This window comes from Lewinella sp. LCG006, from assembly GCF_040784935.1.
In the GTDB taxonomy this organism is placed as follows: domain Bacteria; phylum Bacteroidota; class Bacteroidia; order Chitinophagales; family Saprospiraceae; genus Lewinella.
This window is the reverse complement of record NZ_CP160680.1, coordinates 2,103,914-2,128,345: the sequence shown is the minus strand read 5'-3', so window position 1 is coordinate 2,128,345 and position 24,432 is coordinate 2,103,914. Positions and strand designations below refer to the sequence as shown.

The 24,432-nt window shown below is 46.1% G+C and carries 24 protein-coding genes; 18 read left to right on the top strand and 6 right to left on the bottom strand.

Annotation, left to right across the window (positions count from 1 at the left end; translation table 11 throughout):
- The first annotated feature begins 142 nt into the window (after positions 1-142).
- The 7 genes from AB0L18_RS07300 (at position 143) to AB0L18_RS07270 (ending at position 7,271) form a co-directional block, all read left to right on the top strand.
- Positions 143-1,366, top strand: coding sequence for an MFS transporter (locus tag AB0L18_RS07300; RefSeq protein WP_367391930.1), 1,224 nt, complete (start codon positions 143-145; stop codon positions 1,364-1,366).
- A gap of 37 nt (positions 1,367-1,403) precedes the next feature.
- Complete coding sequence (locus AB0L18_RS07295; protein WP_367391929.1) at positions 1,404-2,852, top strand: amidohydrolase; 1,449 nt, start codon at positions 1,404-1,406, stop codon at positions 2,850-2,852.
- A gap of 66 nt (positions 2,853-2,918) precedes the next feature.
- Positions 2,919-4,019, top strand: a complete 1,101-nt coding sequence (locus tag AB0L18_RS07290) for a hypothetical protein (RefSeq protein WP_367391928.1) — start codon at positions 2,919-2,921, stop codon at positions 4,017-4,019.
- 106 nt (positions 4,020-4,125) lie between these two features.
- Complete coding sequence (locus AB0L18_RS07285) at positions 4,126-4,575, top strand: hypothetical protein (RefSeq protein ID WP_367391927.1); 450 nt, start codon at positions 4,126-4,128, stop codon at positions 4,573-4,575.
- Positions 4,576-4,688: 113 nt separating this feature from the next.
- Positions 4,689-5,060 carry a hypothetical protein gene (locus AB0L18_RS07280; RefSeq protein ID WP_367391926.1) on the top strand — a complete coding sequence of 124 codons (372 nt, stop codon included), beginning with the start codon at positions 4,689-4,691 and terminating at the stop codon, positions 5,058-5,060.
- A 59-nt stretch (positions 5,061-5,119) separates the two neighbouring features.
- On the top strand, positions 5,120-5,491 hold the full coding sequence (locus AB0L18_RS07275) for a hypothetical protein (protein WP_367391925.1): 372 nt from the start codon (positions 5,120-5,122) through the stop codon (positions 5,489-5,491).
- A gap of 151 nt (positions 5,492-5,642) precedes the next feature.
- Positions 5,643-7,271: an alanine/glycine:cation symporter family protein gene (locus AB0L18_RS07270; protein WP_367391924.1), complete on the top strand. Its 1,629-nt coding sequence runs from the start codon at positions 5,643-5,645 to the stop codon at positions 7,269-7,271.
- Positions 7,272-7,457: 186 nt separating this feature from the next.
- Here the strand turns inward: AB0L18_RS07270 and AB0L18_RS07265 are convergent, their stop codons facing one another.
- From AB0L18_RS07265 to AB0L18_RS07255, 3 genes are all read right to left on the bottom strand, one after another.
- Positions 7,458-8,891: a hypothetical protein gene (locus AB0L18_RS07265; protein WP_367391459.1), complete on the bottom strand. Its 1,434-nt coding sequence runs from the start codon at positions 8,889-8,891 to the stop codon at positions 7,458-7,460.
- A gap of 118 nt (positions 8,892-9,009) precedes the next feature.
- A complete protein-coding gene (locus AB0L18_RS07260) occupies positions 9,010-11,280 on the bottom strand; it encodes a sodium-translocating pyrophosphatase (protein WP_367391923.1) in 2,271 nt (756 codons plus the stop codon).
- 214 nt (positions 11,281-11,494) lie between these two features.
- Entirely contained in the window at positions 11,495-12,082 is a 588-nt protein-coding gene (locus AB0L18_RS07255) for a nitroreductase (RefSeq protein WP_367391922.1), read from the bottom strand.
- A gap of 239 nt (positions 12,083-12,321) precedes the next feature.
- On the opposite strand from AB0L18_RS07255, the gene AB0L18_RS07250 reads away from it, so the two are divergent.
- The 10 genes from AB0L18_RS07250 to AB0L18_RS07205 all read left to right on the top strand — a co-directional run bounded on the left by AB0L18_RS07250 (position 12,322) and on the right by AB0L18_RS07205 (position 20,275).
- Positions 12,322-12,780 carry a hypothetical protein gene (locus AB0L18_RS07250; RefSeq protein WP_367391921.1) on the top strand — a complete coding sequence of 153 codons (459 nt, stop codon included), beginning with the start codon at positions 12,322-12,324 and terminating at the stop codon, positions 12,778-12,780.
- Positions 12,773-13,111: a hypothetical protein gene (locus AB0L18_RS07245; RefSeq protein WP_367391920.1), complete on the top strand. Its 339-nt coding sequence runs from the start codon at positions 12,773-12,775 to the stop codon at positions 13,109-13,111. Before AB0L18_RS07250 ends, AB0L18_RS07245 begins: the two co-directional genes overlap by 8 nt.
- A gap of 11 nt (positions 13,112-13,122) precedes the next feature.
- Entirely contained in the window at positions 13,123-13,638 is a 516-nt protein-coding gene (locus AB0L18_RS07240) for a DUF2867 domain-containing protein (protein ID WP_367391919.1), read from the top strand.
- 79 nt (positions 13,639-13,717) lie between these two features.
- Positions 13,718-14,761, top strand: coding sequence for an aldo/keto reductase (locus AB0L18_RS07235; protein ID WP_367391918.1), 1,044 nt, complete (start codon positions 13,718-13,720; stop codon positions 14,759-14,761).
- Between the two features lie 136 nt (positions 14,762-14,897).
- A complete protein-coding gene (locus AB0L18_RS07230) occupies positions 14,898-15,635 on the top strand; it encodes a hypothetical protein (protein WP_367391917.1) in 738 nt (245 codons plus the stop codon).
- The gene (locus tag AB0L18_RS07225) at positions 15,632-16,141 is read left to right on the top strand and encodes a DinB family protein (protein ID WP_367391916.1); all 510 of its coding nucleotides are present in this window, start codon (positions 15,632-15,634) and stop codon (positions 16,139-16,141) included. Before AB0L18_RS07230 ends, AB0L18_RS07225 begins: the two co-directional genes overlap by 4 nt.
- A gap of 361 nt (positions 16,142-16,502) precedes the next feature.
- Positions 16,503-18,344: a glycoside hydrolase family 13 protein gene (locus AB0L18_RS07220; protein ID WP_367391915.1), complete on the top strand. Its 1,842-nt coding sequence runs from the start codon at positions 16,503-16,505 to the stop codon at positions 18,342-18,344.
- Between the two features lie 260 nt (positions 18,345-18,604).
- The gene (locus AB0L18_RS07215) at positions 18,605-19,144 is read left to right on the top strand and encodes a GNAT family N-acetyltransferase (protein ID WP_367391914.1); all 540 of its coding nucleotides are present in this window, start codon (positions 18,605-18,607) and stop codon (positions 19,142-19,144) included.
- A 79-nt stretch (positions 19,145-19,223) separates the two neighbouring features.
- A complete protein-coding gene (locus AB0L18_RS07210; RefSeq protein WP_367391913.1) occupies positions 19,224-19,736 on the top strand; it encodes a hypothetical protein in 513 nt (170 codons plus the stop codon).
- Between the two features lie 8 nt (positions 19,737-19,744).
- Positions 19,745-20,275: a hypothetical protein gene (locus tag AB0L18_RS07205; protein ID WP_367391912.1), complete on the top strand. Its 531-nt coding sequence runs from the start codon at positions 19,745-19,747 to the stop codon at positions 20,273-20,275.
- 132 nt (positions 20,276-20,407) lie between these two features.
- Here the strand turns inward: AB0L18_RS07205 and AB0L18_RS07200 are convergent, their stop codons facing one another.
- A complete protein-coding gene (locus AB0L18_RS07200; RefSeq protein WP_367391911.1) occupies positions 20,408-22,075 on the bottom strand; it encodes an ABC1 kinase family protein in 1,668 nt (555 codons plus the stop codon).
- Between the two features lie 36 nt (positions 22,076-22,111).
- On the opposite strand from AB0L18_RS07200, the gene AB0L18_RS07195 reads away from it, so the two are divergent.
- Entirely contained in the window at positions 22,112-22,672 is a 561-nt protein-coding gene (locus AB0L18_RS07195; protein WP_367391910.1) for a hypothetical protein, read from the top strand.
- An 8-nt stretch (positions 22,673-22,680) separates the two neighbouring features.
- On the opposite strand, the gene rlmN is transcribed toward AB0L18_RS07195, so the two are convergent.
- A complete protein-coding gene (rlmN, locus tag AB0L18_RS07190) occupies positions 22,681-23,736 on the bottom strand; it encodes a 23S rRNA (adenine(2503)-C(2))-methyltransferase RlmN (protein ID WP_367391909.1) in 1,056 nt (351 codons plus the stop codon).
- Positions 23,737-23,937: 201 nt separating this feature from the next.
- The gene (locus tag AB0L18_RS07185; protein WP_367391908.1) at positions 23,938-24,318 is read right to left on the bottom strand and encodes a DUF4783 domain-containing protein; all 381 of its coding nucleotides are present in this window, start codon (positions 24,316-24,318) and stop codon (positions 23,938-23,940) included.
- Positions 24,319-24,432: the final 114 nt, after the last annotated feature.

Sequence of the window (24,432 nt, the reverse complement as noted above, 5' to 3'; positions counted from 1 at the left end):
CGGATGGAACGGATCAGACGGATTTACGCAGATTTTTTTAAAAAAGAGAACCGTGTAGATCCGTTAAATCCTGTCAAATCCGTGTTCTATCCAGCTAAACGTGATAGGCCATAGATCGAACGGATAAAATGGATTTCCACAGATGTTAAGTTTGTGGAAATCCTTTGTAATTTCGCGGATGATTCCGTACCTCCATTTCCGACTTTCCGTATTACAGTTCCTGCAATTCTTTATCTGGGGTAGCTGGTTCGTAACAGCGGGCACTTATCTACAAGGTACCTTGGGGTTTAGTGGCCTGGAAGTAGGGATGGTTTATGGTACTACGGCTATCGCCGCCACGATCTCTCCCTTCCTTTTGGGTATTTTAGCGGATCGCTTTTTTTCTACCGAAAAAATCCTGGCTTTACTTCATTTTTTGGGTGGTGGCTTACTGTTTTTAGTAGCACAAATGAAGGAGTTTGCCTGGTTCTACCCGTTGATCCTGCTTTACGTACTTTGTTTTTTACCTACGTTTAGCTTGTCCAATGCCCTATGTTTTCATCATATTGAAGATACCAAACGTGATTTTCCCCGGATCAGGGTGTGGGGTACGATTTCCTGGATCCTGGTAGGCTTGTTGATCAGCTGGCTGAAAGTAGAAGACCAGGTATTGCCCTTTCAGATTGCGGCTACGTGCTCGGTATTACAAGGGCTATATGCTTTGACGTTGCCGTCGACACCTCCGCAGAAGAGGAAAGAAAATCTCTGGCAAAGCCTACGCGGTCCTGAAATGCAGGCTTTGTTTAAGGATCGTTCTTTGGTGGTGATGATCGTTGCTATCGCGCTCATTTGTATTCCTTCTTCCTATTATTACAGTTTCGTCAATTCATTTTTGAACGAATTTGGGGTGACCAATGCCGCTGGGAAAATGGCGCTAGGACAGATCACCGAGGCTATTTTTATGCTTACGCTCCCGTGGTTTTTTTTACGCTGGCGATTGAAGTACATCATTTTTGTGGGCTTGCTTACCTGGGGGCTACGTTACGGGTGTTTCATTATCGGTATTCAGCTGCATTCTGAAGCGTGGCTGATGCTGGGAGTGGGCATGCATGGGCTTGCCTATATTTTTTCGATGCTATCAGCGCAAATATATTTAGATACACGAGTGCCTGTCCATCTGCGAGGCACCGGGCAGGGCTTCTACTCCTTGCTGACTTTAGGCATTGGGGTCTTTATTGGCTCTACCATTGCCGGACAAACAGTGAGTGCGCATACCTTGGCCGATCATTCTCATAATTGGACGCAAATTTGGTTGTTGCCTACTTGGTTTGGCGTAGCGGTAGCCTTTGGTTTCCTGTACTTTTTCAAAGGGAAGCAGCGGGCATAGGGATAAAATATATCGCTTATCTTTAGATGAAAAAGATATGCAATCATTCTGGCCACCTCTCCTTTTCTTGATGTTTTATTCCACGGTAGTGGGATTCGCTCAGACCAATTTTTCTCCCTCCGAACAACAGTTGTTGCGTCAACTGGAAGAAAAGGCTCCTCACTATAATGCTGTTGCTCAACAAATATGGACTTGGGCTGAACTGGGTTATCAGGAAGAAAAAAGCAGTGCTTTGCTCCAGGAGGAGCTCGCAAAAGCTGGATTTAAGATAGAACAAGGGGTTGCGGATATCCCTACCGCATTTGTTGCCAGCTATGGTAGTGGTTCTCCGGTCATTGGTGTTTTGGGTGAATTTGATGCCTTGCCCGGCGTTTCCCAAGCAGCTGTGCCTTATCCATTGGCGCGGGAAAATGCTCCCAACGGGCATGCTTGCGGGCATCATCTATTTGGTACCGCTTCTGTAGCTGCGGCTATCGCGGTGAAAGATTGGCTGAAAGATAGTGGTCAGGCGGGCACCATCCGCTTTTATGGTACCCCAGCAGAAGAGGGAGGTGCAGGAAAAGTGTACATGACCCGTGCAGGCCTTTTTGCGGATGTTGATGCAGTATTACACTGGCATCCCGGCGATGGCAACAGTGCAGACCCTGGGTCGACCTTGGCCAATATGTCGGCTAAATTTCGCTTTTATGGAAAAGCATCCCACGCAGCGGCAGCACCTGAACGAGGACGCTCTGCGCTAGATGGCGTGGAGGCCATGAATTATATGGTGAACATGATGCGTGAACACGTAAGTGAAAAGACTCGTATTCACTATGTCATTACCCGTGGAGGAGAAGCTCCAAATGTGGTGCCAGCTTTCGCAGAAGCGTTTTACTATGTACGGCATCCTGACCGGGCCGAAGTGAAACAGCTTTTTCAGCGCTTGGTCAAGGCTGCCGAAGGGGCCGCTATCGGGACAGCAACGAGGATGGAGTATGAAATCATCCACGGTTCGTACAATTTGTTGCCTAATAAAACACTGGCGGAAATCATGTACGCTAGCTTGCAGCGGGTAGGAGGCGTAAGCTACAATAAAGAAGAACAAGCCTTTGCTGATAGCATCTGGCAGACGCTCGGTCGACCAGAAGTACCTCTGGCCCAAGCGATAGAAGTCGCTCCTTTTACGGCCGAACCCAGTGTTTATCCCGCCTCTACCGATGTTGGCGATGTGAGCTGGGTAACGCCGACTACGGGGTTGCGCACGGCTACCTGGGTGCCAGGTACTTCAGCACACTCGTGGCAAGCCGTTGCCTGTGGGGGAACCAGTATTGGACACAAGGGGATGCTGGTAGCGGCCAAAACCATAAGTCTCACCGCTATGCAACTTTTTCTAAATCCCGATTTGTGTGAGCAGGCCAAGCAAGAACTCACCCAACGGACGGGAAAAGATTTTAAGTACGAATCATTGCTCGGTGATCGAGAACCACCGCTGGACTACCGGGAGTAGCCTTTGAAATTAAGACGGTATACCTTAATATCGTACCTTTAGGCAGACTACCTCAAGGTCAGAATCATGACGCAAGAAGCTTTGCTGCAATTATTTTACGGTTACGGACAGATCGGTGTTTGTACGTTCGCTGGGGTAGCTTTGTTGGCTATCTGGCACCATGTTACCCGCAGCAGTGATTTGCGACAACGCGATCCTGGCCTTTTATGGCTATCGATTTCGGTGCTGGTTTGGGGCATGTCGGGTTGGGTAGAGGTGGCACAGGCACAGACCATTGCCGGAAGTGCTGCCAACCACCTGCGGTTTGAGGGCTGGAAAAGTATGTTGTCTATTTTCAACAGTGCTTTTATTTTACTGGCCTTGCCTCGTTTTCGGCACTTGCCACGTTTGATAAAGCCCGTTGTTCAATCTGATTCGTGGCGGATTTTAGTGGGCGTCAGTTTTACCTTTGCCAGTATCCTTACCTTCCTGATGCTGGCGGGTTGGATTGTGCCGGTCAAAGCCGAGTTTATCTACACGATTGACCTTGCTTTTGCGGTATTTACCCTTTTCTTTTTGGGCCTTACTTTTTGGAATTCTTTTGAGAAACGAGGTCTGAGGCTTTTGGCTTACCTAGCGGTGTTTTCCATCGCTTTCACCTTATTGGCGCAAATCTTTAAGCTCACGGATGCACCCTTTTACAAGATGCTCCTCAATGGTACCTTCAAAAGCATACTGATCACCCTATTTTTTGCCCTGGCCCTGAGCTGGGTGGAAGAGTTGGCAAAAACGACGGCAAAAGAAGCCCATACCACTGGCTTTTTGTTGTTTAATCAAAGAAAAGAAGGGAGCAAATGGCTGTACGAAGTTATTCTCTATCTCCCGCCTTACTTGAAGGGGCAACGCCTGCTGCTCACCGAAAAAAATTATGCCTTGCTACAAACGTTTGCCGAAAGTAGAAAGGAATCCCCTCAAGAGGGCTGGTTAGAAATTCAGCCCAAGTCGAGCAACGGCAAACATTACGATATCAAAGATTACAACGAGATCAATCGCCTGCTGGGCAACATCCTGCAAGCTATCCCCGACGCCAATGATGAACATAAGCTATGGCTCAAGGACCGCCTTTTTGAGTATGGTAAGCAGCGACATATTCGGTTGCGGTTGGGGGTGGAGGAGGTTGTTGGGTAGGTTTTAATATATAGGTCTTTTTGGGTTATTAGAGGTTTGAAAAACGATCTCGAAGAGAAATGGAAGTACTCTTTCAGCGATACAGTGGCTAAACTGAAGTTCGAAAATGATGAGCAAAACATTTGAATATAGGTTATTGAAAGCGTCCTGGGGTATCGCTATTGATATAATAGGAGACATCGTGTTTTTCGAATCATCACCGTCTAGCAAGAATATTATCGGGGCATGGAAAGGAATTACCATATCTCTTAAATTTTCAGATCAACTCAAATCTTTTCTTTCAGAGCCTGAATCCCGTTTCGTACGACACGCAATCCTACTTAAAAAGGAAGTTATTTCAACGAAAGTTGCATCTGTTGGCGAAACCGGTATCTTATTTAATCTAGATGCTATAAAGTTTAATCTGTGTGACTACCAGTTAGAGGGTATATACGTAGCGGTAATTAAATGGCTTGAAAGTGAGTTAGAGCTAGAGGATATTGAATCGATAAATCCTTTGTATAATACTGAGTTAAACAAATACGAATTTCCAGGAATTGTATTTCCTTACTCCTAGTCCACCAGATCAGCTACTGAGTACGTATCATTGGAAGTGCTTTCTCTGTGGCTATGTGATAAAAAGAGTGGGGGGGTCAGTCTATCATCCTCGTACTGCTTTAATAAAAAAATATGTCAGGAAAAGATTTCGAACCATTATTGGCTTTTTTAAAAAGAACTCCTGCGGTTAGAAACGAGATGTCTTTCGGCGTTAAGGATAACTTATGGTGGGTAAAGTTCTCCATCGAAACAGCTGATCCACTTTCATGGAATGTAGTTCAAGAACTTGGTCATGTTCTTAATTATCTTTCGACGGAAGAACCTTTGCCTAGTTTGTTTTATCCAGTTTCTCCTCCACCTTATCTGAATGGAGGGCCTCAGGTCTTTTTGTCATGGGTAATTGAAAATACTAATAAAAATTTCACTCCAATGCTAACAGCAGAATGGCTTGAGGCAAGACTTCCAGACCCGGTAGATGATCGTAATCAATGGGAAATAACCTAGCCTAGTAATTGCGCGATCAAGAGAATCCGAGCTCACCTCAAACAACTCTAAAGAATAAAATGACTAGTCAGAAGAATCCCTTAATTACTATTGAAGGAATCGCATCAGAAAAACTTTGTTCAATACTTGGACTTAATCAACTCCTAGAAAATGAGCTATTTTTAGTAACTTCTTTTGCAGAGGAGACTATACCTACAGGTCATGTATTCAAGGATTTAAAATCAATAGATTCCGCATTTATAATTGAGGATATAAATGCTAAATTAATTTTTGTTACACAACAATATGGGAAGGAGTTTACTGAAGTTCCTGCAGGCTGGAAGGTAATCATCAAATTGAGGATGGGTTCAGAGAAAATATATGAGATTAAAAAAAAGCTAAAGCACGTTGATGTTTTTTTAAGCGAAGAAGTACTGTATTTCCTTCAATAGCACCAATATATCTCCATCAATAGACGATTTCTACTCAAAACTCACTACCGACACCTACTGACAAATCCCAATTTCTTTCTGACATCCTCTCTGATCATTTCTGAGAAAGCCCATTTCTGCCCGCTGGCTACGGGATATTGCCAGCAAAAAAATGGACTTACAACAACTCAAAGAAATGCTGGATGCGGTTTTGCAGCCGGTAATGATCACCATGTTATTGGGTACGGGCCTGTGGCTTACGATTAGGCTGGGGCTGATTCAGTTTCGGCGCTTTGCTCACGGGGTGGCTGTGGCCAGTGGCAAGTACGACGATGCGGATGATCCTGGTGATGTCAGTCATTTTCAGGCGCTCACGACGGCTTTGTCGGCCACGGTGGGGATTGGTAATATCGCTGGGGTCGCGATCGCTATTCACTGGGGTGGACCGGGGGCACTGTTCTGGATGTGGGTGACCGCCGTGCTGGGTATGGCCACCAAATATGGCGAAGTAACCCTGGCTCAGCACTTTCGCGAAGTGGACGCTAAAGGTAATATCGCAGGTGGCCCTATGTATTACATCGAAAAAGGCTTGGGGCCGCGCTGGAAACCCGTGGCCATGCTGGTCGCTGGTGCCTTGATGCTGACGGCCTTCCTTTCGGGAAATGCCATTCAGGCCAATTCTATTGCGGATTTGGCGCAGACCGAGCTTGGCGTTGCGCCGGCCTGGACGGGACTCCTCAGTAGTATACTGGTGGGGGTGGTTATTCTAGGGGGCATTCAGCGTATTGGTAAGGTTACGAGCATCATTGCCCCGGTGATGGCGCTGCTTTATGTGGGCGGTGGCTTGGCGGTGCTCTTTATTCATGCGGAGAGTATTCTCCCTGCGTTTCAGTTGATCTTCACCGAGGCGTTCAACCCTACCGCCGGAGTGGCTGGTACGGGAGTAGGCGTATTTTTGCAAACCATGATGTGGGGCATCCGGCGAGGGTTGTTCTCGAATGAGGCGGGGCAGGGCTCGGCACCGATTGCGCATTCGGCGGCCAAGACCCAAGAGCCTGCTTCTGAGGGAGTGGTTGCCTTGATTGAGCCTTTTATTGATACGCTTGTGATTTGTACGATTACGGGTTTGGTGATTATTTCAACGGGTGTATGGTCGGTCACAACTCCCACTACGTTGGCGTTGAGTGGTGGTGATATGAGCATTGTCAATACGGAGGGGCTTGCCTTATCGGCGGAAGAACAAGCCATAATGGAAGAATTAGCTTACGAAGATGGCGTCCCCAAAGAAGAACAAGCTTACCAACTGGCCTGGCACGAAGTAGCAGTGGCACGGCTTTATGTAGACATGGAGCAACAAACGCCCTTCACGGGTACCATCTCTACCGCAGAAGGCCTAGCCTATTTGAGTAATGGAGAAAAGAGAACGGAACTCTACGGGCAGGCCGTGGAGAATGGTGCGCCGCTCACTCGCTTGGCTTACGTTTCGGTTTTGGGAACTACGGGCAGTGTGATTGTAGGCTTGTGTGTGTTTCTTTTCGGTATTTCGACCTCTATTTCCTGGAGCTATTACGGCGACCGTTGTGTGCATTATCTTTTTGGCGAGCGAGGGATCATGCCTTACAAGGTGATTTATGTGATCATGCATTTTGTGGGGGCGATCACGGCACTCAACGTTATCTGGGGCTTAGGTGATTTGGTGCTAGCCTTTGTGACGATCCCCAACGTATTGGCGCTGGTATTGCTATCGGGGACGATCAAGAAATTGACGGATCGGTATTTTGAGAAGAGGAGGGAGGACTAGGGTTTACCACATAGGCATATAGCGTTTAAAAACAACGATCCCGAAGATAGCAGCTGCCGTCCTCGGGATCGTTTTATCTCTAATACCAAGTTTGGACTTTGGAAGGCTTTAGCTTTCCGAATGTTTCAAGATTCAGAAAATCGTTCCTAAAACTGCCCTGCGATGTAGATTAAGTGGCTCGTAAGCTCATTTTTTGGGTTTACGAGCCACTTTATACGTTGTTTTAGGGGTAAGTTGATGTCCTTTTTGTCTTCCTATTCCTCCCTTCGACTTTGGAGGGCTTAGGTCACTTAAGTCCAAAGTACAATAGTAGGCTTGGGCTTTGCGGATAGACTGTGTCATGGTCACCCGCCCGTTTATTTTTTTCTTTTTTGGCTGATATCGTTCCCATGGGTGAATAGGTTGATTGTCTACTTGATCGGCATTCAAAAATGCCACATAACTAGCCAAGATAACAACTTGAAGAAAGTTATCCAAGTGTTGCTGTACCGAGGTGGCAAATCTAGTTAGTAGAAAGTGTTGTTTTGCCGTTCGGAAAAAGGCTTCAATATCTTGACGCGAGCGGTAGTACTGTCTGCCCATGATGCTACTCACTTCTGTTTTACGCTCACCACTGATAGCCAGATAAAGTTCTCGTTTAAAAACCGGCTTCCCTGTGCTCTTATCAATACACCGAATACGTAGCAAATCAATGGGATGTTCTTTCATCGACTGACCACTCTTAGAGCGTAACAGGTAATTATTCCACCGTTCAATAGTAACCATTACTGGACGGGACTGACGTCCCATGATTTCTTCCACCACAATAGACTCATCGGCTTGCGTCTCACTGATGGCCTTACGTTCTACGTCATAAAATTGCTTACTATTCTTTTGTTTATATGATTTGGTATCCGAGTCCATAATCAAATAGCTCTGCTCGCCAAAGTATTGCAATGGGTTTGAACTAGCTGTCCGCTCATACTGCTTAAAGACCTTGGAGCCATGCTTTAGTCGAACGATATTCACTAGATTGGGGTGATCCTTATAGGGTTGAGCTAGAAAAGCACTATTCCCATAGGCACTGTCGGCACAATGGATCACCAAACGGGTGTTATCAATGATGCCCTCATGATCGCTTAACAGTCCAGTCAACTGCTCTTGAGCGCATTGGGAGGCCGTCTGATCAAGCCTTACCCGCCGCAGATCCAAGGGCAAACTCCATGAACCACTAAAGGAAGACAAGTTCAGGGAACTCAAATTATAGCCCACACCTAAATTAGTCCGGGATTGGCCGGCTCCATTAGGTAGAACAATGGCCTGACGATCAGGTAAGCTCTGGGCATGAGTGTATTCACACGGCGTCACGTCAGTACTTACGACCAAGGGCAATGAACTATCACCAATTCCTTTTACTATCTGACCTAACTCTTTAAAGACAAATTGACTCACAAGTTTTTGCAAACATGAAAAAGATTCTTCATCTTTGGATAACTCATCAAATACGTCATAAAGACTGGCATATTGATGCTGATAAACAGGATTTAAACTCAGCTCAGCGATACTATCATAATGAGTATTGCTCGATAGGCTCAGTATAAGATTTGCCAAAGCTCTCCTTCTAGGTAGGGCTGTAGCCATAAGCTGTTGGTAGAGGGGGTGGGTCTTTTTTTCATACTCTAAGTTAACACCCCACTACCAACTTTATTCCTTTTTCTGGCTAAAGCCTTCCAAAGTCCAAACCTCGTACCAAATACCTTTACAACATTGGTGCAATGACCAACGCGACTACTGACATCAACTTCAGCAGGATGTTGAGGGAAGGACCAGAAGTATCCTTGAACGGATCACCTACAGTATCCCCTACTACGGTTGCTTTGTGTGCGTCAGAACCTTTGTAGTGCATAACGCCATTGATGCTAACGCCTTCTTCGAACATCTTCTTGGCGTTGTCCCAGGCACCACCAGCATTAGACTGGAAGATGGCCATGAGTACACCGGTAACGGTTACACCGGCGAGTAGACCACCCAGCATTTGGGCACCCAATAAGCTACCAGAGCCAATGCCTAATAAACCAGGCGTAAGACCTACCACCACAGGGGCAAGTACTGCCAACAAACCGGGGCGTACCATTTCGCGAATCGAAGCAGCAGTAGAAATCTCTACACACTTGTCGTATTCCGCTTTGCCGTCGGCAGCGTCGAAAGTATCCTGATCCGCTTTGTTCCAATCTTTGTAGTCAGCACCATCATTTTTCCGCATTACGGCAAGTGCAGCTTTCAATTCAGGAATATTGGCAAACTGGCGACGTACTTCCTGGATCATGTCCATTGCCGCACGGCCAACAGCTCCCATAGAGAGGGCAGAGAACAAGAAAGGCAGCATACCCCCAACAAACAAAGCAGCCATGACGTAAGGGCTGGTCAGGTCGATACCATTAGTCAGCTGAGCATCAGGGTGGCTGAGGTTATAAGCAGTGATGAAGGCCGCAAACAGTGCCAGTGCCGTAAGAGCCGCAGAACCGATAGCAAAACCTTTACCAATCGCCGCAGTAGTGTTACCTACCGCATCCAGCTTATCCGTACGGCCTCGTACTTCCTTAGGAAGATCTGCCATTTCGGCAATACCACCAGCATTGTCAGATACTGGTCCGTAAGCATCTACGGCCAACTGGATACCCGTATTGGAAAGCATTCCTACCGCTGCAATCGCGATACCGTAAAGACCAGCAAAAGAGTAAGAACCTACAATGGCTACTGCCAAAATAAGGATAGGAATAGCCGTTGACTGCATACCTACACCCAAACCAGCGATAATGTTGGTTGCAGCACCCGTAACCGACTGGTCGACGATGCTCTGTACCGGCTTGGTACCCGTACCGGTGTAGAATTCGGTAACGATACCGATCAACAAACCGCCGGCCAGACCAAAGATAACTGCCCAGAAAACACCCATAGCGGAGAAGGTATCCTTACCAATAGTCCAAGTTTCAGGAAGCATCCAGTTGACGATCAGGAAGGTTGCAATCAGCATCAGTGCTGCGGCGATGAATTCACCACGGTTCAATGCTTTTTGTGGGTCACCACCTTCTTTTACTTTTACGAAGAAAGTACCGATGATTGAGGTTACAATACCTACCCCCGCAAGTAGCAAAGGAAGCAGAACGGCGTTGAGGCCATTGAAGTCGTTGTTCGACATGAATTCTCTGGCCCCTGATACCAATGCTTCTGCACTGTTAGGATCAGCTACAGTAGGATCTATTACTGCGATGAACGCAGCACCCAATACCATGGTACCAATGATAGAGCCAACGAAAGACTCGAACAAGTCGGCGCCCATACCCGCAACGTCACCTACGTTATCACCTACGTTATCGGCAATCGTAGCAGGGTTCAGCGGGTGATCTTCAGGGATACCAGCTTCTACTTTACCTACAAGGTCAGCACCTACGTCGGCAGCTTTGGTGTAAATACCACCACCTACACGGGCAAACAGTGCAATAGAAGATGCACCAAAGGAGAAACCAGTGATAACGGTGATCACTTTGTTGATATCCCAGCCCATACCATCATAAGCTATGAACAGGGTACCGAGTCCAAGTACACCTAATCCTACTACGCCCATTCCCATGACAGAACCGCCCGCAAAGGCTACTTCCAGGGCTTTACCCAAGCTGGTACGAGCAGCATTGGTGGTACGCACGTTGGCTTTGGTAGCAATACGCATACCGAAATAACCTGCCAGGGCAGAACAAATAGCTCCCAGCACGAAAGAAACAGCAACTAGAGGGCTAGAATTCTCGGCATTGGCCGTGACGCCCAGCAAAATAGCTACAGCAACTACAAAAATAGCCAGCACGCGGTATTCAGCTTTGAGGAAGGCCATCGCACCATCGGCAATGTTCTTAGCGATACGGCTCATCCGCTCCGTACCTTCTTCTTGTTTGGTTACCCATGCGGAACGCCAAGCCATGAACAGCAAGGCGAGAATCCCAAATACAGGGATAGTGTACATAATTGTTTGACCCATAATTCTACTGTTTAAAAAGTCGTCGTTTTGTAAAATAGAGGAGCCCCCCCATCGGTGATGGAGAAGCCCTTTAAGTTATAAATCTTCGGGAAAACACAGGGTTGACCTGCTTTCATTTGCCCGTTGGTTTTCCAAATTAACTTTGCTTTGGTTTAGCAGTTCGCAAAGGTAAGTAAAATTAGGAAGATAGTGTTACTATTGTCTTAAGGGGATACTATTCCTTCATCCATTTCACCTTGGCGGCGACATCACCCCTTTCCCGAGGAATCTCAGGTGCCTGGTGGTGTGCCAGGTAGAACAAGCCAAGGCAGCGCTCTCCCTCGGCTAGATTTAGAAATGGCCCCAGGTGGGCAATCAAGCCAGGACTGCTCCAGTAGCCTCCTAACCCGTACGCCGTAGCGGATAGCCAAAGGTTTTGTACAGCCATCGCAGTGGCGGCGAGTTCCTCCCATTCTGGTAAAGATTCCGCTGGGTCACGCTGCATACAGATCGCAATGACCGTATTCGCCTTAATCGGATTTGTAGATAATTTTTTCATCTTCATTTCAGAAAAGGACTCCTGCGGAGTAATGCTTTTATAAGTACTCCCCATAAAATCAGCCAACCGCTGAAGGGCAGCACCACGGATGACTTTAAAGCGCCAGGGTTCAGTTTTCTTGTGATTAGGGGCCCAATTGGCGTTTTCAAGAAGATCCATGATTACTTCTTCACTAATTGGTTCATCCGTATACATGGCAGGAAAAATAGAACTACGGCTGCGTATGATGGCACTTACTTGTTCGGTGCTGGGAAGCTTATCCATGGTAAATGATTTACTTTTCTGGCTGGTTTTGCAATCAGCTTAGGGGTTGTTTAAGTCTTGCTTGCAATAGTAAACATACAATCCTTTGTTCAAGTTTTTCAAAAACAAGGCTTGGTTTTTTCAGAGGAGAAATGCGCGTAATTTATTTTCAATAATTATTGAAAGTTTTGATAGAAAGGTTTATCTTTGAGTAAGCATTCAAAAAACACCCACTTGTATCATAAAAAAACATCAACCTTATGGACGCTAACGAAGATCTTTTGGATACGCCTTTGGAGGAAACAGGAACCCTGATAAAAAGGAGCCCCCGATACACATCAATGGGTATCTTGAAACTGGATTTCGGGATAAGTGCATTACTAATTGTATTGTCCCTTTTGGCGGGTATAGTTGCGCTGTTTGATACTGGAATAATCATGTTAGTCATGATTATTGGCTTTTTTCTGGGAAGCTATCAATTATTGAGTGCGTTGATTGGGGGAATTCGGGGAAACCGCAAAAAGCTTGTTTACCTGGCCGCTGCGCTAGGTTATTTATTTGTGTTCTACGGCTTGTTTGCTATACTAGAATACAGTTTAGACAGCACGTTTTTGAGAGTTATTGCAATTATAGGCTTAATGATCATTCCTTTGATCTTTGCCTTTTACTATGCCAAGCTCTGTTACGATGTAATAAAAGAACAAGAACTTTATGATTAGCAGAACGAGATTAAAAATAGACAGTTGGGTGCAATTATTGTTGGCCATCGGCAGCCTTGCAGCCTGGGCTACCAGCAGTGTGGTATTGGCCTTGTGCTTGCTATGGTTGTTGTGGTTGTGGCAAACAGGCAGTGCGCTTGAGCTATGGCTCGATTATAAGCACCACAGCCGCAAGCCCTACTTGCTGTTGGCACCGGTTTTATTGGTATTGGCCTTGTTCTTTACTTTTGGAAAATTGCTGCTGGCGATTTGCGCAATGGTCTATATCTGGCATACCGTGCGCGACTATCAGGTGGTACTACGCAGACCGAGGTCATTCTGGGAGTTATAAAACAAACGTCAATGAGCAATACACTCGTAAGCAGAAAGGAGGAAGTCTTCCTGACGGAAAAGACCCGTAAGTTGTTTAAGTCGCTCGATTTTGCAGATACGTTTTCTACCACCAACCACGAAAATGATCTGGAAGAGATTTCCAAACGTATTTTCACGTTGAAATCGAAATGGATTATTGCACTCTTTGAGTTGAGAAATAAGCTTGTCGGTTTCTTTGGTTTGAAAACGAAAATGCCTTCTGATTACAATGAAGACTTCGCCATTGGTGGTTACGTCGGCTTTTTCAAAATATACGATCTCAGTGAGGAAGAGGTCATTTTGGGTGCGGATGATAAACACTTAAAGTTTCGTGTAGGAATTCATAAGACGCCCGCAGCAACCAATAATATAAAAGTTACCACGCTGGTTCAGCTGAACAATACCTTTGGGAAGATTTACATGAAAATAATTGCGCCCTTTCATCGACTGATCGTAAAAAAGATGGTGGGGCAAGGGTATAGTGATAAAATGCCTTCCTGTCGTTGAATATTTGATAAGTCAAAACAATTGCTTTTCCTTTGTTGTATTAATGGCCTGCGATGGTTCACATTAATACTTCCATACCATGAAATATCAACTCTTCGGCCATTCCGGCTTGCGCGTTTCTCCCTTATGTTTAGGTACCATGACTTTTGGCAAAGAGTGGGGCTGGGGCTCCGATGCTGCCACAGCTAAAGAAATTTTCGATGCCTTCATGGAAGCAGGCGGCAATTTTATTGATACCGCAGATGTCTACACCGAAGGCAGCAGTGAACGCATCCTGGCTGACCTCATATCCGCTGATCGCGACCACGTCGTATTGGCCACCAAATACACTCTTTCTAATACCACTCACAACCCCAATAATAGTGGTAACCACCGCAAAAACCTGGTACAATCGGTAGAGCAAAGCCTGCGCCGCCTCAATACCGATTATATAGACCTGCTCTGGGTACATGCTTATGATTACCTCACGCCCATTGAAGAAATGATGCGGGCACTGGACGATCTGGTTGCTCAGGGAAAAATCCTTTACGTCGGCATTAGTGATGCGCCAGCTTGGGTAACAGCGCGTGCCAATACCATCGCTGAATTTAGAGGATGGTCACGCTTTATTGGCAACCAATTGGAATATAACCTCACGGAACGTACCCCCGAACGTGATTTGCTGCCAATGAGTAAAGAACTAGGCCTAGGGGTTGTCGCCTGGAGCCCTCTCGCAGCCGGTATTCTCACTGGCAAGTACAACAAAGATGACGGCAAAGGCTCGGGCGGCCGCATGGAAGGTACCACCTCCTATCGCCTCAACGAGCGCAACTACAACATCGCTGCCAAAGTGGTAGAGATCGCCAAATCTCTGGAAGTTTCTCCGGCTCAAGTCGCACTCGCCTGGATCAGCCAACAGGGGCACATCCCTATCATTGGTGCTCGTACCCTGGAACAATTGAAAGACAACCTTGGCTCACTTGACGTAACCATCAGTGCCGAACAAATGCAGCAACTAGACGAAGTGAGTAGCATTGACCTAGGCTTCCCCCATGATTTTGTGACCCGCCCCGGCGCGCAGAAGATGATCTACGGCGGGATGGTCAATCAGATCAAGGGCAACAAGCACCCTTTGGTAGGGTAAAAAGCTACCTTGAAGTTTAGCTGACACAAATCTATCTATCCACAATTATACGGTAGCTAGATTTATTCTAGTTTAGATGAGTGAAAGCCCTTGGCCAAGTCACCTGCAATTTTTATTGGCTAAAATCTAGCGTGCTATGAAAAAACACCTTCTTCCTTTATTGCTGATGACAGTACTTTTTAGTTGTGAAGACACCATCGACAGCACGCCATCCATGCCCGTACAGCCCGCTGTAAACTGCGATACCTTTCCTTTGCCAACGATCGGGCAGGATGGAGGAGCGTGTGTTATCAATAAATTTGTAAATCGACGATTCGCGGCGTTTCGTGGCGAATTTACAGAGACATTGGACATCAACAAGGACGGAGAAGACGATGTTTACTTTAAATTTATTGATGAGTCCTACGGGATCGCTGGCCCGCCAAGAGGGGAAATTCAAGTGGGACCAATAAAAATCACAGACAGCATTAGTCAGGTTTATGTGGAACGCGAATATTGCCGAAGATACTTTTCAGGAATTGATGGGCTAGATACGATACATTTTTACGGATATATTGACGGGCGGCCCTGTGATCAATACACGGAAGAAGAACTGATGGAATACGATACTTTTTCGGTGGAGATTTTTGCCGACTTCATGGTGCAAGATTACCAAGAAGGAGAGACAATACCCTCCTCTGCGAACTGGACCAACAACACTATTCTATTGACAAAAAATCCTGTTCTTCCCGGCAATTTCGATTCGACAACCCCAAAGTATATTTTATTCAAACAAGGATCTTCAGGGGAAGTAAAATACGGATGGGTGAAGTTTATTATTGAATATGGCTACTTTACGGGAGGGATAGTCATCAGTTACGGAGCAATGCGATGAATACGATCCAACAAGAATTCAAAGACCAAGCCATCTTCCGCTTCCAGGAGAAGAAAGTGCATATCGCCAAATGTTTCCAGCAACTGAGGGAGGAAGACATTTGGTCACGCCCCAATGCGTCTTCCAATAGCGTAGGCAACATCATCCTGCACCTTTGCGGAAACATCGGTCAGTACGTCCTTTCTTCGCTCGCCCAACAACCGGATGTGCGGGAACGCGATCTGGAATTTAGTGCATCAGGTGGGCTCAGCAAGGAGGAATTACTCGATAAAATAAGTACCACCATTGACCAGGCTTGTGCAGCAGTGCGTGCGTGCAAGGAGGAAGAACTACTGCGCGAGCGCCAGGTACAGGGGTTTGTATTCTCGGGATTGGGTGTCATTTTACACGCGGTAGAGCACCTCTCTTATCACACGGGGCAGGTAGCTTATTTGATAAAATTGCGCAACGATCAACAAATAGGACTGTACGACGACTTTGACTTGAACGTGAAAAACGCGGATTAACTGGACTTTCGGTGAAAGTCCGTAGAAGGATGCGGGCTGCTTCGCGCCCTTAGAGTATAGAGTATAGGGATAGCGATTCTGGGAGGCATCAATTTCCAATATAGCCTGTTTTCACAGAGGTTGGAAATTAACAGTTTTTGTACGTTTGGTTTTTTAGCATCCCCATACCATCTGCCAGAAATCTCCTGTCCGACTAGCCAGGCGGGCCTGCCTTGCCGTCAGACAGGCTCTACGACTTTCGGGAAATGCCGAAAGTCCAGATTAGAACTTGTTGGGAAGTACTTGTAATTAACCAATTTTTCTCATCTTAGCTTGACTTTCGCTAAAGTCCAGCTTCGCTTTTAAGACAAAAAATGCAACGATGAGATGCTCCTTCCTTTCCCTCCTACTCTTGATAAGTGTTGGTCTTCAATCGCAAAGCTCGATTGAGCGCGTGGAACCGACCAATTGGTGGATAGGTATGCATCACCCTAAGGTGCAGCTTTTGGTTTACGGAAAGAATATAGGCGATCTATTGCCCGAAACGCGCTACCAAGGTGTGAATATCGAACGCGTAACCAGAGTAAGCAACCCCAATTATCTCTTCATTGATCTAAAAATAACTTCCGCTGCCAAAGCAGGAGAAGTTTTGTTGTCATTTACCAGAAATGGTAAAGAGGTTTTACAACAAAAATGGTCGCTTCTGGCTCGTAACCAAGACCCGGCCATGCGAGTGGGTTTTGACAATGCCGATGTGCTGTATCTCATCACCCCCGACCGCTTCGCGAACGGCAACCCCGATAATGACAACGTCAGTGGCATGCGTGAAAAAGCAAACCGCAAAACTTTAGGTGGTCGCCACGGCGGAGATATTGCGGGAATGCGGCAGCACCTGGACTATATCCACGACCTCGGCTTTACCGCAATTTGGGTAAACCCATTGTTGGAAAATGATATGGCGACCTATTCCTACCACGGCTATTCCACGACCGATTTTTACCGTGTCGATCCTCGCTTTGGCACCAATGAAGCCTACCAACAATTGGTAGCGGAATGTCGTGAAAAAGAGGTGAAATTCATCATGGACATGATTGTCAATCACTGTGGCCTGGAGCATTGGTGGATGAAAGACCTGCCTTCTGATGACTGGATCAATACTTGGGAGGAATACACCCAAACCAATCACCGCAAGACCGTTTGGCAAGACCCCCATGCATCCGCCATTGATAAAAAAGTGTTCGCTGATGGTTGGTTTGTTCCTACCATGCCCGACCTCAATCAGCGCAACCCCTTCATGGCCACCTACCTCATCCAAAACAGCATTTGGTGGACCGAATACTTGGGGCTGGCTGGTATCCGAATGGATACTTACCCCTATCCAGATGAGGATTTTATGGCCGAATGGACCCGCCGCGTGATGGAGGAGTTTCCCTACCTCAATATCGTTGGCGAAGAGTGGTTTGAAAACCCCAGCACCGTCGCCTACTGGCAAGCAGGCAAAGACAATCCTAACGGGTACACCTCCTACCTGCCAAGTTTGATGGACTTCCCCTTGCAGCAAGCGTTTGTAAAAGCACTGAACGAAGACGAAGCGTTCAAGGCTGGCTGGATTACGGCTTACGAAATGCTGGCCCAGGATTTTCTCTACGCTGACCCAATGAACCTCGTGGTTTTTCCTGATAACCACGATATGAGTCGGATCTTCCGCCAAGTCAATGAAGACGAAGACCTCTTCCGGATGGCCATGGTTTACTTTGCAACCATAAGAGGAATACCGCAATTTTATTACGGTACTGAGATTTTGATGAGCAACGATCCCGCCGGTGATCATGGTGATATACGCCGCGACTTTCCTGGCGGGTGGGCAGGAGATCCGGTAGATGCCTTCACGGGTAAAGGACTAACCAGTGCGCAAATAGCTGCTCAGGATTTCACTAAAACATTATTGCAATGGCGCAAAAATGCATCAGCAGTTCACTTCGGCAAGATGACCCATTTTCTGCCTGAAGACGGCACTTATGTTTTCTTCCGCTACGACGAGGAGCAAAAAGTGATGGTCGTCTTCAATAAAAACCAGGAGGAAACTGCTTTAGGCTGGGAGCGGTTTGCTGAAATGCTTGAAGGAGCTACTAGCGGGAAGGATATTCTCACGGGGCAAGCCCACACTTTAGCTAAAAAACTGCAAGTGCCCGCGCGAGGCGTGATGGTCTTGGAGTTGGAATAGGGATATGGGGGCTAATCGCCCCTTTGTAGAGGGTAGAGGGACTTCGATTACCCAAGAGGGAAGTTGCTTTTTAATTTCTAACCTCGACCTATTAGACGGATATTGGAAATAAATAAACATTGGTCTTTCCATCTCTATACCCTTGCCATAGGCATCTCACATAGTGATCCCTACGAGGCCTTCGGGGCTACCAAAAGGGCGCGAAGCGGCCTGTGTCTTGATACCATTTTGGCTTAAGCCAAACGCTTAACAACTTACAAATGAATGTTTATCTGGAAACGCCAAGGTTAATATTGAGAGCCGTTAAAGAAGAAGATGCACCTGGCTTTTTTGAGCTCGACTCAGACCCGGAGGTGCATAAATTTCTTGGCAATAAGCCGGTCAAAGACATCAAGGAATCGGAGGAAGCCATAAAGTATATTCAAAAACAATATGAAGAAAAGGGCATTGGCCGCCTGGCTATTATTGATAAAGCATCGAAGGAATTTGTAGGCTGGTCTGGACTAAAATACGAGACGGTCGTTCGGGCTGATTTTCCTTACTACGATTTGGGGTATCGCTTGAAAAAGAAATTCTGGGGTAAGGGTATTGCCACGGAAGCCGCGATAGCCTCGTTGGAATATGGGTTCCTGCAACTCCGGCTAGAGGAAATTTATGCTGCGGCAGACCTGGATAATATGGGTTCCAATAAAGTCTTACAAAAGTTGGGTATGAAGTTGGTCGATCAGTTTGAATACTGCCAGGCACTACATAATTGGTATAAAATCACCACGGCGGAATGGCTAGCAATGTCGTCATAAGCAAGTGTATTACTTAGCATCCTTGCATCTTTTGTAAAGAATCTGATATGATTTATATTTATGCTAGAATCCATAAAGAATGATGAACATTGTTCTACTGATATTTGAAAACATAGTCTTGATTGATGCTAGTAGTAAATTATGGGATGATCTACTTCGTACTAAGAATGTATTTCTCATAATTTTTCTAGGCCTCATTCTTATTGCTTATAGAATATTTGTAGTGCTTTCCAGAAAGAAAGAAAAGCAAGGTCGACAAGCACATGAGAAACAAGCATCTTCAAAAGTTAACGAGTTGCTCGCTGTTATCGACGGAGTTACTAAGAAAGATATGATGACAAAACTGAGAACTCTAATTGCAAATGGAGATACAGAAATCGCTTTAGATGTCTTTTTGCAATATGTTAAGAGAACCGATAGTGTTTTTCAAGATAAGTACTATAGAAGTTCTTTAAAGGTTAGCAATAGATTCTATACGGCGAAGAAAAGTTTCAAAAATGGAGATATTTCTGATGCTGATTATCAAGTTCAATTGAATCAGATTAATAGTTCATTGATTGATATGTTCGTTGATTTTCAGAGGGAGTATTAAAAAAGAAGATGATGAGATTAACGTCTGAATTCAGTTTTCTGGCCAAATTTGGTTTGATCTTTATACCGATAGTCACAATTGGATTTCCAATAATGGCCTTTACATTACCTCCTCCTGATAAGATTCCTCAGATCACTCCTTTCCTCTTTGTCTATATTTTGTTTGTGCTACTGATGTACTGGATTATGTCCAATTTCAAGTACGTTGTTATCAAGAAGAAAAAAATTGGATTCAGAAAAATTTTTTCAAAGAAGCTCAAATACATATCCTTTAAGCAGCTAGATGGATATATAGAGTCACGAGTGAGTAATGAATATGGGCAAAATTATGATGTCTTGTATCTAATCAAAAATGGCAAAAAAGTCGCTTGGATTTGTGCTGCATACTATGATAACTATTATCAATTGCAAGAGAACCTAGTGTTAGAGAGGCTCGGAGAAGAGTCTCCAGGGATTTTTCGACAAGCATTAGACTATTTCGAAATGGTAAAGTATAGCAGAAAGTACCTGGATGAGGAAATTGAGATTATCCGAGACTAGTAAGATTGATGCTGCGCAGAACTTACAGCGAGGACGACAACCCTTCTACGTTGGGCTTACGCGATAGGCAGAATGCAGTGAATTTGCCTTGAAACCTCTGCTTTTAAAGGAATTTATAAAGGCTAGATCGCCCTAATACACCCGCTTTGCCTTGCGCCCGGAGCGCCACAGGAGATAGCACAACACAAGACATACCCCTCCACTAATTTGCAGCAAGCCCTCCTCCGATTGTTGCCAAAAAAGATAAGAAAAGGCAGCCCCAGCGATCAGCAAAAGACTCAGGCTCAGCTGCCTCAGCCCTTGATAAACCAATCGTCCACTATTGCGGGTATCTACCGAAGCAATATCCAGTTGGCCCTGACGTGCCTGCCGGAGCACGCCCTGTAATTCTCCGGGGATACTCAACAACTGGCTGGTCGTGTCGCGGAGCACGCGCGTCACAAAAGAAACGAGATTACCCTTTTCTCCTAGCACAAATTTTTGCACATAAGGGCGGACCACATCCAGTGGATTCAGTTGTGGCGCCAAAGTGCTACTGATGCCAATGAGCAGCGTCGCCATACGATTCAACAGGACATATTCTTTCGGCACCTGTACCGTACTCGTGATCCCACCAATCCCTATATTTTTCAAAAGCTCAAAAAGGCTGTTGTTGAAAGGATCGATTTCAATATTTTTAAAATCGAGGCCTTCCAGCTTAATTTCTTGTTGGATGAAGGTGCGCATGGCGTCGATCATCTGCTCTGCCATACGTTCGGCTTCGCGGCCGGGAGCCAGGAAACCCATTTTACGGCCAGCTTCTACCATCCCGGGCAGATCGTTTTTGACCGCCGCTTCGATCAGTTCAGATAATCCCTCTCGCATGACGGGCTGTAGGCGTGCTACCGCTCCAAAATCCAGAATAACAAGGGTGCCGTCGGCCTGTACCAATAAGTTGCCCGGATGAGGATCTGCGTGATAGTAGCCGTCTTTGAAAACCATCCGGCTGTAGATGCGAAGGATTTTTCTGGCGAGTGCTTCCTGGTCTATCCCCCAGGCTTCTAACTGCTCTTTTTTACTGATTTTCACGCCTGTTTGGTACGCTGTCGTCATGACTCGGGTCGTAGAATAGTCGGGAAAAACAGCAGGAATGACTAAGCCTTCTTCCTCTTTTAAATTCTCGGCGATTTCTTGCATGGCTCTGGCTTCGGCCACGAAATCTAGTTCTTCTTCAATCATCTGACGCACCTGGGTGTAGAGGTGTTCCATACCCTGAATGTTAAACCACCAGGACATGATCGACTGTAAGCGTTGGATGATGCTGAGGTCTACCTCGGCCACCGATTCGATGTCTAGATGCTGGACTTTGACAACCACCTCCTCACCGTTTTTGAGTTGTGCGCGGTGCGCTTGTCCGATCGAGGCTGCCGCTAGCGGTTCTTTTGAAAAGGTAGCAAAAAGCTGCTCAGGTTCTGCCCCTAATTCGGCAATGATCCGCTCTTTTACTTGTTCATAAGGACGTGGGGGCACTTGGTCTTGCAAACTTTCCAGCGGCTCCTGGAACGCTTCCGGGAGGAAGTTGGTCAGGATGGAGAGTAATTGCCCGACCTTGATAAATAAGCCCTGAAGTTCCAGTACCGCTGTCTTTACCTTGGTTGCATTTTTTTGGTGCAAAGCCATGATTCGCCGATCATAGTAAGCTTGGCCAAATATTTTTTTACGCCAATACAGCCACAAATAACTAAAACCTACACGAGCAGCGACGCTATACGCCCGACGCGTTCGTTTACCTGGAGAATGGAGGAGTTTATTGGTAACCATAGCAAGAGAGGATTTACCTAACAAAGGACGCTTATTATGCTTAAGTATTTCTGGTACAGCTTTATTATTATCGGTCTGAGTAGCTGTCGAGCCAAGACTCCGGTAATCACAGAAAGACAACTAGTCACAAAAATCCATCTTGATAGCTTGGTCGTCAAGGACTTGAGTGAAGACATGAGCAGGATTTCAACCCAGGAAGATGAGATATTCCTTTTTACTTTTCTTCATCAGAACAATGAAATTCTGCGGGTATTCAAGACGCCTCAGTTGATCTTTACCAAAAGGGAACTTAAGTTTTCAATCAACCACTTGTTGATACCGTCTGAAGAAACAAACCGTTGTACTTTCTTTCTGGTAGAACTAGATCATGAATCGCTACCTCATGCCGTAGACTCTTTATTGATCAATTGGGTGAGACAGCCTTCTTTTCCCGCAAATTTCAATCTCTTGCAAGCAGACAGTTTACTCGGCGACGACGACCTTTTGGGGATGCAATCCTATTTGGCAAGTGATCTGCCCGGTTTATCTCCGCTGGTTTTTAGTGGTCGCCAGCTATTCGATCGCTTTGTGTACGAACTGTACTTTAGAAGCGAATAATTATCTGCCTACCCCTTATTCGCTAACTGCCCACAAGCAGCGTCAATATCTTTCCCCCGGCTGCGCCGGATGGTAACCATGACGCCATGATCGCGCAAGTAACGCGCGAAATCATCGATCCGGTGGGCGGTCGCTTTACGGAAGTCGGCACCATCAATGGGGTTGTATTCGATGATATTGACCCTTACGGGGAAACGCTTGCAAAGTTGGAGCAGGTTGTGTGCATCTTCCAGGCTGTCGTTGAAATCCTGAAAAGCGATGTATTCGTAGCTGATCCGATTTTTGGTCTGCTGATAGAAATACTCGAGTGCGTCCATCAGGATGGCCAGGTTGTTCTGCTCATTGATGGGCATAATCTCATCCCGCTTGACATCATCGGCAGCGTGTAAGCTGAGTGCCAGGTTGACTTTGGTAGCATCGTCTGCCAGCTTGCGGATCATTTTGGCAATTCCGGCCGTACTTACCGTGATGCGGCGGGGAGCCATGTTTAAGCCTTCCGGAGCCGTGATTTTTTCAATGCTTTCCAGCATGGGTGCGTAGGCGAGGAGAGGTTCTCCCATGCCCATGTAGACGATATTGGTGAGGGGGTGACCAAATTTTTCCAGGCACTGTTCATTCACCATAACCACCTGGTCAAAAATTTCGGCAGCATCAAGATTGCGCAGGCGCTTCATCTGGCCCGTGGCGCAAAATTTACAAGTGAGGCTACAACCCACTTGGCTGGAAACACAAACCGTGAAACGATTATCATCCGGCACTGGGATCAATACCGACTCAATGAGGTGCCCATCGTGCAAGCGAAATCTCGACTTGATTGTCCCATCCGCACTGTGCTGTACCTTGTCTTCTGTGATGGCATTGATTCGGTAAGCTTCCTCTAGTTGCTCGCGGAGCGCTTTCGAAAGGTTGGTCATTTCCGCAAAGGAACGGGCACCTTTCTGCCAGAGCCATTCATAGACTTGTTTGGCGCGAAAGCCTGCTTGCCCCAACTCTTGCATAACCACCTTGAGGTCGTCTAAGCTGAGTTTGCGAATGTCCATTTGTATGGATGCCTTGGTATTCATAGCACAAAGATAACGCTAATAGTATTAAGATGCGGGCTGCTTCGCGCCCTTTTGGTAAAGGGTCGAGAGATATTAGAGGAGGAAGCATCAATTCCCTACTTCAGCTAATAGAAAACACCCGCTTCTCATGCTGAGAAGCGGGTGTTTTCAAGGGGAACCGGTGAAATCAATTTACGGTTCACTTGTAGTTTACGAGGAAATTCATTCGCTGTCGAAGCGAAATTCCTGGATAATCATTTTTCCGTTCCGATTGGTGAGATACAAATACACGCGGTAAGTACCACCACTGGTTTTCATATTACCAATCACGTACTGGGAATCACTGCTTCGGGAAGCTCCCTGGTGCACCTCGGTAAAAGAACTAACGGTATTCTGGCCAAGAAATCGCTTGACCTTTTGTAAAGCCTGGGCTTTATTGTAAATTCCCTCTTCTTCGAGGATGGAAAGCTCCAGTGATTCATCGAAATAAGTGCCCAATGTTTCCATATCACCGCTGTTTAGTGCAGCCGTAATTTGGGACATTCCGCTCTGGGCGAAAGTCACAATGGGAGATAACATTAGAACAAACAACAACTGTTTCATAAGCTCGATTTTAAGTTATTGGTAATATAACCAGTAACTTTACTTCGTGAATTAGACGAAAAATGTGCTTGCAGGTCACATTTTTCAATAGGCGAGATAGTTTGAATAGTTGCA